General features: G+C 41.1%; 5 protein-coding genes and 3 pseudogenes. All 8 read left to right on the top strand.

What is annotated here, in order from left to right; all coding sequences use genetic code 11:
- Nucleotides 1-266 precede the first annotated feature (266 nt).
- Entirely contained in the window at nucleotides 267-536 is a 270-nt protein-coding gene (locus ACFIMG_RS05585; protein ID WP_375679139.1) for an EexN family lipoprotein, read from the top strand.
- A gap of 65 nt (nucleotides 537-601) precedes the next feature.
- Nucleotides 602-1,525 (top strand): type IV secretion system protein, encoded by a 924-nt coding sequence (locus ACFIMG_RS05580; RefSeq protein WP_375679140.1) that lies wholly within the window; start codon nucleotides 602-604, stop codon nucleotides 1,523-1,525.
- A gap of 6 nt (nucleotides 1,526-1,531) precedes the next feature.
- Nucleotides 1,532-1,819 carry a type IV secretion protein VblB7 gene (locus ACFIMG_RS05575; RefSeq protein ID WP_375679141.1) on the top strand — a complete coding sequence of 96 codons (288 nt, stop codon included), beginning with the start codon at nucleotides 1,532-1,534 and terminating at the stop codon, nucleotides 1,817-1,819.
- Nucleotides 1,816-2,487 carry a virB8 family protein gene (locus ACFIMG_RS05570; protein ID WP_375679142.1) on the top strand — a complete coding sequence of 224 codons (672 nt, stop codon included), beginning with the start codon at nucleotides 1,816-1,818 and terminating at the stop codon, nucleotides 2,485-2,487. Before ACFIMG_RS05575 ends, ACFIMG_RS05570 begins: the two co-directional genes overlap by 4 nt.
- A gap of 2 nt (nucleotides 2,488-2,489) precedes the next feature.
- Nucleotides 2,490-3,234: pseudogene (locus ACFIMG_RS05565) on the top strand (TrbG/VirB9 family P-type conjugative transfer protein).
- 78 nt (nucleotides 3,235-3,312) lie between these two features.
- Nucleotides 3,313-3,570: pseudogene (locus ACFIMG_RS05560) on the top strand (TrbG/VirB9 family P-type conjugative transfer protein); the annotation flags it as partial.
- Between the two features lie 27 nt (nucleotides 3,571-3,597).
- Entirely contained in the window at nucleotides 3,598-4,785 is a 1,188-nt protein-coding gene (gene virB10 / locus ACFIMG_RS05555; protein ID WP_375678428.1) for a type IV secretion system protein VirB10, read from the top strand.
- A gap of 21 nt (nucleotides 4,786-4,806) precedes the next feature.
- A pseudogene (locus tag ACFIMG_RS05550) lies at nucleotides 4,807-5,082 on the top strand (P-type DNA transfer ATPase VirB11); the annotation flags it as partial.

Raw genomic sequence — 5,082 nt, 5'->3', positions numbered from 1 at the left:
AATAGAAACCAGAGGTATATTTACTTGGATAGATGATACTGTAATGTATTCCCTTACAAAAATAATGGATAGCACCATTACGCATCACTATTGCGCTTTAGCTGCTCAACTTAAAGAGCTTTTTGTATTTTAGACTTATATTTATGGCAACATTATGTCTGTGCCCTAGATTTATCATCACTGGTTGTAAAACAACCGATAACACAAGCATAATTTAAAGATTGTGCTCAAACTTTAAAAACTGAAAGGAAGAAGGGGAAATATCTATGAATAAAGTTCTCATAACAACATTGCTACTTTGCACAGGGCTCATCACAGTTGGATGTGAAAAAACCTATAGCGTCGCAGAATTTAAAAAAGATAAAAAATTGATGGAAGAATGGGTTGTGAAATGTGGAGTCTCAGGTAATTCAAAAAACTGTGAAAATGCACGATTAGCAGCAGTTGAACTTCGTAAAGAATATTACCATAACCTTGCAAATGAACTTCTTGAAGATAATCAAGAACAAAAAAAATCTGAAAAAACAGAAAAATAAACTATAAAAAAAGAGGAAGAGTTTTCCAAGAAATTGGAGCACTACATATTACAAAGGGACTAGTAATGGCACCTAGCGCACTATTTTTCTTTACTCGGATGGACAAAGCTGTCATGGATCCCCTTGTAAAGCTAATGGATCAAAGTATTGGCGGTCTTTCAGCTGGTTTAAATGCTCCAATTAAACTCTCTGCCACAATTTATATCATTTTTCTTGGTTATAATATTATCTACGGTCGTTATTCTGTACCATTATGGGATTTTATAGCAACAGCTTTCAAACTTGGTATCATTGTTACACTAACCACAAATGCTTCTAGCTATAATACATGGGTCAGAGATATATTTTTCCATGATTTGCCTAATGCTATTACACATCTTGTACACACATCAAAGCTAGAACCCAGTATATGGGATAGTATGCTTCACAATGCGGTTGGAAAAATTTTTAAACAAGTAGAAAATGCAGGAGTTCTTGATACTGTTGGCATATGGATAGGTGGAGCAATCTGTACGGTAATTATTACTATATTTTGTGGTATTGGTTTTATTATATCAACATTTGCTAAAATTGGTTTATTTCTTGTCCTATCAGTAGGTCCACTCTTTATAAGCCTGTATATGTTTTCAACAACAAGAAGATTTACAGAAGCATGGTTAGGACAAGTTGCCAATTTTATCATTCTACAAATTTTGATAGTTCTACTAGGCAGTTTATATATTGATATTGCAATGAGTATCCTTAAAGAAAATTTTGGAGAAATTCTCCTAACCTTACTTCGAATTATTGTTATTAGTTTTTGTGGCGGTTACCTCTTCATTAACTTACCCGGCATTGCATCAACTTTAGCTGCTGGTGGAGCCTCTCTTACAGGAGCAGCGAAATTAGGTGCAGACTCAGCAAAACCGTTTGGGAAAGCTGCTCAAGCAGGTGCTAAGGCTATAATTCATGGTCTAAAAAAACTCATCTCGAAAAAAAAGGAAGCCTAAGTTCAAATGCGGGAATTTAAAAAAATTGGGATTATCTTACCATTTCTCTTTCTCAGTGGCTGTGTGTCTTCACCAAACACACTGAAGTCACTCCCAAAGTGTGATGGATATTCTAAACGTCCACTCAACAGATCAATGTGGAATTGGGAAGGGAAAAAACCCACGCCCACGCCCATTATCATCAGTAACAACACACCTTCACCCGTGAAAGAAGGGAAGCTGGAAACGCTTCTGGCACAAAAATTAACGGATGAAGAAATCAAATCTTACAAAAATTGCGGGCAAAAAGCATGAAAGAAAATGCCGTAGAACAATACATCGCTGAAGCGCGCTCGTTCGATCAAGATCGCATGCTCGCCTCACGCCGCACCACCCGCGTCTCGCTTGCCATTACCGGCATCGCGGTTGCTGTTGCAATAATGTCTTCTCTCGCGGTCATCACCCTCACACCCCTTAAAACCGTGGAACCTTTTGTCATCCGTGTGGACAATTCAACCGGCATCACCGAAGTTGTGGAAGCCTTAAAAGAAGGTCCCACCAATGTCGACGAAGCAATCACACGCTACTTTGCTGCAAAATATGTCCGCTCCCGTGAAGGCTTCACCACAGAAGAAACACAACACAACTTCCAAACCGTCTCTCTCCTCTCTTCTTCTGAAGAACAGCAAAGATTTGCCAGCTGGTATGGAGCAAGAAATCCCCAAAGTCCTCAAATTCTCTATAAACATGCCGCCGTTACAATAACAATAAAATCAATCTCCTTTATCAATGACGATGTTGCCCAAGTGCGTTACTACAGAACTGTACGTAACAACGACAACAAAAAAGAATTCATCACCCACTGGGTTGCAACCCTCACCTTTGAATATACCAATGCCCCTATCTCTGTCCAAAACCGTTTGATAAATCCTCTAGGGTTTATCGTTAATGAATATAGAACCGATCCGGAAGTGGTCAACTGATCATGACAAAAAAATTCCTTTTTCTCATTCTTAACATCGCTATTACCCTTTCTTTAACGCCTAGCCATGCCAGTGTTTTTCCCACCCGCACGCCAAGCGATAGCCGCATTCGCTTTATTAATTATGATGCTTATAATGTCACAAAAATTATTGGCTCCATACGCTCATCCGTACAAATAGAATTTTCTGCCAATGAAGAAATTGCTCATGTAGCCATTGGCAACAGCGTTGCATGGGAAGTTGCACCAGCGGGTAATATTCTTTTTCTAAAGGCAAGAGAAGTCCAACCCATTACCAATCTCCAAGTCGTCACCACAAAGCTTGATGGCTCAAAGCGCTCTTATCAATTTGAACTCATCATTAAAGATGGAGAAATTTCCTCTGGACAAGAAACATATTTCCTTGTGAAATTTCGCTACCCACAAGAAGAAGCAGAACAAAGAAGACTCGCAGCCCTTATGCGACAAGAAAAACAACAATCCCAACGGATTGATAATGTCTTCAACGCTTATGAAATATACGGACCTCGCAATTGGGCTTACACCGCTCAAGGCTCTATCACTCTCGAACCCTCCTCCGTTTATGACAATGGCAAAACCACAACATTTACATTTCCAAACAACCAAGAAATCCCTGCCATTTATATTGTCAGCAATGACGGTNGAAGCCTATCAACCCAAAGGCGTTAATCCAGGAACCGGAACCACCTCACCAGCTGTTGAACGTAAAATTGCATCAGATCTTTAAATAAGCGGGAATTGAAGGGGACAAAACATGAGTGATAAATCAATCATCGAAGATCGAGACACTATTAGGGATAGCGGAACAACAGCATTGTCTTTTCCCGACAACCAAGAAATCCCTGCCATTTACATTGTCAACAATGATGGTACAGAATCGCTGGTTCCCAAAACCACAAGAGGCAACATGGTGATTGTCCATGCCATTAGCGCACGCTTCACCCTAAGACAGGGAAAAAACGTCCTATGCGTCTTTAATGAAGCCTATCAACCCAAAGGCGTTAATCCAGGAACCGGAACCACCTCACCAGCTGTTGAACGTAAAATTGCATCAGATCTTTAAATAAGCGGGAATTGAAGGGGACAACACATGAGTGATAAACCAATCATCGAAGATCGCGGATCTATTGGGGATGGCAAAAACAATAGCGCTAAAACCGCCGGCAAAAAAATAGTTGTCGCAATAGCCTGTATAGGAATCTGCGGCTATGTCCTCTGGAACATCTTATCCACCCCCACAGAACAAAAAGACACCGCAAAAGCTCATAAAAAACAAGCACAAAGCTTTCACAATTCCCTCGCCCCTTTAGAGCTCGCCCCCTCTGACCCGCGTGCAAACATAGCGCCAATAACCTTACCACCCCCACAACCACTCGCACCAGAACCCAAAAAAGATGACCCACTACTTGATGCCGCAAGACGTGCCCCTGTCTTAGCTTTTGCCAAAGGCTCTAAATCTCAATTAAAAGACATTGTCAACACGACTCTCAACCCCCTTGAAAAATTCCATGCCCTTGAAAATCTCGCGAATGCGCAAAATTCTCCTGCCCTTCAAGACACACAAAATTTTGCGACCCTCTTAAAACCTACCACAACAGAAGAAGCAAAAGCAAAAGCAAAACTCATCGGCAATAGAAACTTTATCATCGCCATGGGAACCTCTATCCCCTGTATCTTAGAAACGGCATTAAACAGTGAGCAACCAGGCTTTGCAAGCTGCATCATCAACCGTGATATCCTCTCCGACAATGGTCGCGTTGTTTTACTTGATAAAGGAACCCAAGTCATTGGAGAATACCGCGGTGGGATAAAACAAGGTCAATCCCGCCTCTTTGTTCTCTGGACAAGAGCAAAAACCCCAACCGGTGTCATCATCGACCTTGCCTCACCCGCAACAGACAGTTTAGGAAGAGCTGGTTTTGATGGCAACATCAACACCCATTGGTGGGAACGCTTTGGCTCTTCCCTTTTGTTGACCGTTATTGATGGTGCCACAACCGCCCTAACAAATAAAATAGTAGGCAATTCCAATAAAGAAGGTTCAAACAACTCTGGAGGCGGCGGTTTTGAAGGCGCAAACAACACTGGAAAAGATACAGCCACCGTTGCCCTTGAAAATCAAATCAACATCCCGCCTACCCTAGAAAAATTTCAAGGCGAACTGGTCAACATCTTTGTAGCAAAAGATCTCGATTTTTCCTCTGTTTATAAATTAACCATCACAGGAAAAAAGAGAAACGCTTTCTCGCGTTCTACGCCAGGCTATTCCTTTTTTTAATTCTCACGTTCAGAGTATATTATGCCAACAGCAAAAAACATAGAACGAGCCTCTATCGTTTTAACAAAATTAAAAATCTTAGATGACTTCCTCAATGATGAGAATTTATTTGAGATTGTTGTCAATCGCCCAGGCGAAGTGATTGTTGAGGGTCCAAATGGTTGGCAAACCCACATCTTAAAAGAGCTAACCTACAGCGAACTAGAAGGGATTGCGAAAGTTGTTGCTGCCTACACAACACAAAAAATCAGTGTAGAAAACCCCGTTCTCTCCGCAACACTGCCAAACAACGAACGC

It is taken from the genome of Bartonella sp. AP11XZML (genome assembly GCF_042196445.1).
Taxonomy (GTDB): Bacteria; Pseudomonadota; Alphaproteobacteria; order Rhizobiales; family Rhizobiaceae; genus Bartonella.
This window is presented reverse-complemented; position numbering and strand designations above follow the sequence as displayed.